The sequence below is a fragment of the Staphylococcus sp. HMSC070D05 genome, from assembly GCF_001815595.1.
Taxonomy (GTDB): domain Bacteria; phylum Bacillota; class Bacilli; order Staphylococcales; family Staphylococcaceae; genus Staphylococcus; species Staphylococcus hominis.
Genome location: NZ_KV821091.1, coordinates 73,692 through 79,691 on the forward strand (window position 1 = coordinate 73,692; position 6,000 = coordinate 79,691).

A 6,000-nucleotide genomic window follows, 5' to 3' on the forward strand; every position below is an offset into this window, starting at 1 on the left:
CAGTTAACTGAATTGAAAATATTTAACTCAAGTTTTCAATTTTAATTAACCTTGCGGGGGTAAGACAGCATATTCAAAAAAATGAATACTGTCTTGCTCCCTTTTTAAGTAGAAGAGTTATTTTAGAATAATATACATTTGGTATTAATGAATAAATTTAAAATGTTGTATTGTGTTAGACAATATTTAAACTTGTTTTAATCAGCTATGAAGTAAGGAGGCAAAATTCGTGGAAGAATTTAAAAAAAACTATAAGCAACTTATAGATGAGAGTTTGGTTACTAAAAATAAAAAACAATTTTTAAAGAAGTGCGATGAATTCACTGAAGAAGTAATCAAAAAAGATATTCTACCAGAGGATGTTGTTGATTTACATAAAACGTATCTTGCTTCTTTAAATTTAAAAACATCTCAAATCTTAGATACATTAGATGTATTAGAAGAAGTAGTAAAAGGCTTTGGATATAGTTATAGAGATTATCAAAATTTAGTTGATAAAATGCAATTCCACGATAAAGAAATTGACTTAGCCTCTAGACTTCAACAAACGATGTTAAAAACAGACATTCCACAGTTTGATAGTATACAAATAGGTGTTATTTCAGTAGCTGCTCAAAAAGTAAGTGGTGACTATTTTAATTTAATTGATCATAGAGATGGTACGATGAGTTTTGCTGTAGCTGATGTTATAGGGAAAGGTATTCCAGCAGCATTAGCAATGAGTATGATTAAATTTGGAATGGATTCATATGGTCATTCACAATTACCAAGTGATGGTTTAAAACGACTCAATCGTGTGGTAGAAAAAAATGTTAATCAAAATATGTTTGTCACGATGTTTTATGGACTATATGAAGAAATGAATCATTTATTATATTGTAGTTCAGCAGGTCATGAACCAGGATACATTTATAGAGCTGAAACTGAAACATTTGAAGAAATTGAAGTTCGAGGAAGAGTACTTGGTGTAAGTCAACATACGCGATACAGTCAACAAGAAATTCCAATATATTTAGATGATTTAATTATTATTTTTACTGATGGTGTAACAGAAGCTAGAAATAAAAAGGGGGAGTTTATTGCAAAAGATACTATTCTTAATTTAATTAGAAAATATAAGCATATGCACCCTCAAGATATTGTTCAAATCTTATATGAAGCCATTTTAAAAATACAAAATACACAAAAAAGAGATGACATGACAATTTTAGTAATAAAAAGAGTGAATTAATTATTTAATTTTTTGATTATATTATAATAATAATGGGTATAGTTGCTATAGTATACATATCGAAAAGATTAGGAGTGTAAGTAAATGAATCTTAATATAGAAACAATAACCCATGACGATTATTATGAAGTTATTGTTGGTGGAGAGTTAGACGTATATACAGTACCCGAGTTAGAAGAAGTACTTGTGCCTATGCGCCAAGAAGGAAATCATGATATTCACGTGAACCTAGCAAATGTAAGTTATATGGATTCAACGGGTTTAGGCTTATTTGTAGGAACATTAAAGGCTCTAAATCAAAATGATAAAGAATTATATATTTTAGGTGTCACAGATAGAATTAGTAGATTATTTGATATTACTGGCTTAAAAGATTTAATGCACGTTAATGAAGGAACGGAGGTAGAGTAATTTGTCACTCAAAAATGATTATATTGAAATGAAGTTACCTGCCTCAGCAGAATATGTGAGTTTAATTCGCCTTACTTTATCAGGGGTGTTTACAAGAGCAGGCGCTTCATACGATGACATTGAAGATTCAAAAATTGCAGTAAGTGAAGCGGTTACTAATGCTGTTAAACATGCGTATAAACACAGTGAACAAAATGGTATGATTAATATTTGTTTTGAATTATTTGATGATAAAATTAAGATTATTATTTCAGATCAAGGTGAAAGTTTTGACTACGAATCTACAAAATCAAAATTAGGGCCTTACCAAGAAAACGAAAATATCGATTTCTTACGTGAAGGTGGGCTAGGACTATTTTTGATTGAATCATTAATGGATGAAGTAAAAGTTTCAAAAGAGTCTGGTGTAACAATTAGTATGATTAAGTATATAAAAAAAGAGCAGGTGCCAAATAATGACGAAAGAGTCGAAATCAGTTAATGAGATATCACCTGAACAAATTAACCAATGGATTAAAGAACACCAAGACAATACAAATCCTCATGCGCAAGATAAATTAGTTAAACATTATCGCAAACTAATTGAATCATTAGCATATAAGTATTCAAAAGGACAATCACATCATGAAGATTTAGTTCAAGTGGGTATGGTTGGTTTAATAGGTGCTATTAACAGATTTGATATATCTTTCGATCGCAAATTTGAAGCATTCTTAGTGCCAACTGTTATTGGTGAGATTAAAAGATATTTACGAGATAAGACATGGAGCGTTCATGTTCCTAGAAGAATTAAAGAAATTGGTCCAAGAATAAAAAAGGTGGGCGATGAACTTACGAATGAACTCGGACGTTCTCCTTCAATTTTAGAAATTGCGAACCGTTTAGAAGTAAATGAAGAAGAAGTTTTAGAAGCCATGGAAATGGGTCAAAGCTATAATGCACTTAGCGTAGATCATTCAATTGAAGCAGATAAGGATGGATCTACAGTTACATTGTTAGATATTATGGGTCAACAAGATGATAATTACGACCTTACTGAAAAACGAATGATTCTTGAACGTATTTTACCAATTTTATCAGATAGAGAAAGAGAAATTATTCAATGTACTTTCATTGAAGGATTAAGTCAAAAGGAAACTGGTGAACGTATTGGACTTAGTCAAATGCATGTATCTAGATTACAACGAACTGCAATACGAAAATTACAACAAGCTGCTAAGCAATGAAATTGAGGAGCGAACAATGAGTTCATATTGAATTCTATGTCGCTCCTTTTATTGTTAGAAAATGTATTGTAAAAATAAAGATATGTTAAGATTAAAGAGAATTTATATACAAAGTGTGGTTATAACATGGAAAAGACATTAATTAATGATATTGTAAAAAAATATCAATTTTCAGAAAAACAAGTCATAGCTGTATTAAATCTATTAGAGGAAAATAACACAGTACCTTTTATTGCAAGATATCGAAAAGAAGCAACTGGTGCTTTAGATGAAGTTCAAATTAAACAAATATCTGATGAATATCAATATGTAGCGCATCTTCAAAAACGTAAAGAAGAAGTTATACATAATATTGAACAACAAGGTTTACTTACTGATGAATTAAAGCAAGACATTCTTCAACAAACAAAATTACAACGGGTAGAAGATTTATATCGCCCTTTTAAACAAAAAAAGAAAACTAGAGCAACTGAAGCAAAACGAAAAGGATTAGCACCATTAGCTCACTTTGTAATAGAAGGACAAAGTATGAATGTAAATGAAGAAGCTAGAAAATATTTAAGTGAAGAAGTTAAAACAGTTGATGAGGCAATTCAAGGTGCTCAAGATATTATTGCTGAACGTATTTCGGATAATCCTAAGTATCGACAACGTTTACTTAAAGACGTTTATTATCAAGGAAAGATTGTGACAACAAAGAAAAAACAAGCAAATGATGAAAAAGAGATATTTAGTATGTATTATGATTATTCTGAGCCTATAAAAAGAATAGCTAATCATCGAATTTTAGCAATGAATCGAGGAGAAAAAGAAAAAGTATTGTCAATTAAAATTGAATTTGATACTACTTCAATAGAAACATTTATACAATCACAAGAAGTAAAAAAAGCTCATCAACTAGTTGAATATATTGAGTCTGCAATTAAAGACAGTTTAAAACGTTTAATCATGCCTTCAATTGAAAGAGAAATTCGAAATGATTTAACTGAAAAAGCAGAGCATCACGCTATAGAAGTGTTTAGTGAAAATTTAAAACATTTATTATTACAGCCTCCTATGAAAGGTAAACAAATTTTAGGTGTCGATCCAGCATTCAGAACTGGATGTAAATTAGCTGTTATTAATCCTTTTGGAACATTTATTGCTAAAAGTGTTATATATCCCCATCCTCCAAAATCTAAAATAGAATTGGCAGAAAAAGAATTAGTTAGAATGATAACTGAAAATAATGTTGAATTAATTGCAATTGGTAATGGTACAGCAAGTCGTGAAACAGAACAATTTGTAGCAAATGTAATAAAAAAATATCAACTAAATGCTCAATTTATTATTGTAAATGAAGCAGGGGCTTCTGTATATTCTGCCTCTGAAATAGCAAGAAATGAATTTCCAGAGTTTCAAGTTGAAGAACGAAGTGCAGTATCTATTGGTAGACGTGTGCAAGATCCACTTAGTGAATTAGTGAAAATCGATCCTAAATCTATTGGGGTAGGACAGTATCAACATGATGTCAACCAAAAAGAACTTGAACAAGCTCTCACATTTGTCGTAGAAACTGCAGTTAACCAAGTAGGTGTAGATGTAAACACCGCTTCACAATCTTTACTTCAATATGTTTCCGGATTATCAAGTACCGTTGCTCAAAATATAATTGATTATCGTGAAGAAAATGGGTCTATAAATCATCATTCTGAAATAAGTAAAGTAAAACGTTTGGGTAGTAAAACGTTTGAACAAAGTATCGGATTTTTAAGAATTGTTAATGGTAAAGAACCATTAGATAATACATCTATTCATCCAGAAAGTTATCAAGCAACATATCAGTTTTTAGAAAGTTTACAACTATCAATTGATGATTTAGGTTCAGCTAAACTTAAACAAACACTTAGCGATATTAATATTGAAGAAAAATCAAATGAAATTGGGGTAGGCAAACCAACATTAGAAGATATTATAAAATCTCTTAAAGCGCCAAATCGTGATCCTCGTGATAGCTATGAAACACCTCAGTTAAAATCTGACATATTATCAATCGAAGACTTGTCTAAAGGTATGAAGTTAAGTGGAACGGTTAGAAATGTAGTAGATTTTGGAGCATTTGTAGATATAGGTGTTAAACAAGATGGTTTAGTTCATATTTCAAAATTAGCAAGGACATATGTTAAAAATCCTATGGACGTTATTAGTGTAGGAGATATAGTTGATGTTTGGATTTTAAATATTGATAAAAATAAAGAAAAAGTATCATTAACTATGATTAATCCTAATGGATAATAAAATGCTTCAAAAGTTAGTAGAAACAACTTCACTTGAGCATTTTAAACAACCTTTTAAACATAAAGCGTATTTTAATTCTCGATTGCGAACAACAGGTGGACGATATGTACTATCTACACACCATATTGAGATTAATCCAAAGCAATTTTCTCGTTTTGGAAAAGATGCTTTAATAAATATTATAAAGCATGAACTATGTCATTATCATTTACATTTATCCGGAAAAGGTTATCAACATAAGGACTACGACTTTAAAATGTTAAGCAATAAAGTTCAAGCTCCAAGATTTTGTCAGCCAATTCAAAGCTATGAAGAAAGAGCAAATTATATATATCAATGCTGTAAATGTAAGACCACGTATCTAAGAATTAGAAAAGTGAATATTGATAAAATGAGATGTGGTAAATGTCGAAGTAAATTGAAATTAAAGAAGTATTTATGAATAAATTTAAATATGAACAATAAGATATTGTTCATATAACAAAGTCCTTTAAAAACCTACAATATTGTAGGTTTTTAAATTTTTTAATAAAAACTATTGACTTATGTTAAAAAAGTATGTATCATAGTTAACGTTGTATTAATGAATGACGTAAACATTAAAAAATAGTAAATTTCTTTAAAATAATATTTAAAAGTTATTGACTTTTTATTACAAATCATTTACAATAAACATTGTTCTCGATAATTAATAGATTATTGCGTTTTGCCAGCGGTCGTGGCGGAATGGCAGACGCGCTAGGTTGAGGGCCTAGTGGGAGAAATCCCGTGGAGGTTCAAGTCCTCTCGGCCGCACCAAATCAAAATTTAAATATTATATACTGCGGGTGTAGTTTAATGGCAAAACCTCAGCCT

General features: G+C 30.1%; 6 protein-coding genes and 1 tRNA gene. All 7 read left to right on the plus strand.

All coding sequences use genetic code 11. The features are described 5' to 3' along the window. Positions 1-229: 229 nt before the first annotated feature. The 7 genes from HMPREF3046_RS01580 (at position 230) to HMPREF3046_RS01610 (ending at position 5,943) form a co-directional block, all read left to right on the plus strand. A complete protein-coding gene (locus HMPREF3046_RS01580) occupies positions 230-1,231 on the plus strand; it encodes a SpoIIE family protein phosphatase (protein WP_070715883.1) in 1,002 nt (333 codons plus the stop codon). Between the two features lie 84 nt (positions 1,232-1,315). Beyond that, positions 1,316-1,642 (plus strand): anti-sigma factor antagonist, encoded by a 327-nt coding sequence (locus HMPREF3046_RS01585; RefSeq protein ID WP_002448686.1) that lies wholly within the window; start codon positions 1,316-1,318, stop codon positions 1,640-1,642. A 28-nt stretch (positions 1,643-1,670) separates the two neighbouring features. After that, positions 1,671-2,123, plus strand: a complete 453-nt coding sequence (gene rsbW, locus HMPREF3046_RS01590; protein WP_049335593.1) for an anti-sigma B factor RsbW — start codon at positions 1,671-1,673, stop codon at positions 2,121-2,123. Next, positions 2,098-2,868 (plus strand): RNA polymerase sigma factor SigB, encoded by a 771-nt coding sequence (sigB, locus tag HMPREF3046_RS01595; protein WP_070715884.1) that lies wholly within the window; start codon positions 2,098-2,100, stop codon positions 2,866-2,868. Before rsbW ends, sigB begins: the two co-directional genes overlap by 26 nt. A gap of 126 nt (positions 2,869-2,994) precedes the next feature. Continuing rightward, entirely contained in the window at positions 2,995-5,142 is a 2,148-nt protein-coding gene (locus HMPREF3046_RS01600) for a Tex family protein (protein WP_070715885.1), read from the plus strand. Then, positions 5,135-5,587, plus strand: coding sequence for a SprT family protein (locus HMPREF3046_RS01605; protein ID WP_070715888.1), 453 nt, complete (start codon positions 5,135-5,137; stop codon positions 5,585-5,587). Before HMPREF3046_RS01600 ends, HMPREF3046_RS01605 begins: the two co-directional genes overlap by 8 nt. Positions 5,588-5,857: 270 nt before the next feature. Beyond that, positions 5,858-5,943, plus strand: a tRNA-Leu gene (locus tag HMPREF3046_RS01610). The last annotated feature ends 57 nt before the right edge of the window (positions 5,944-6,000 follow it).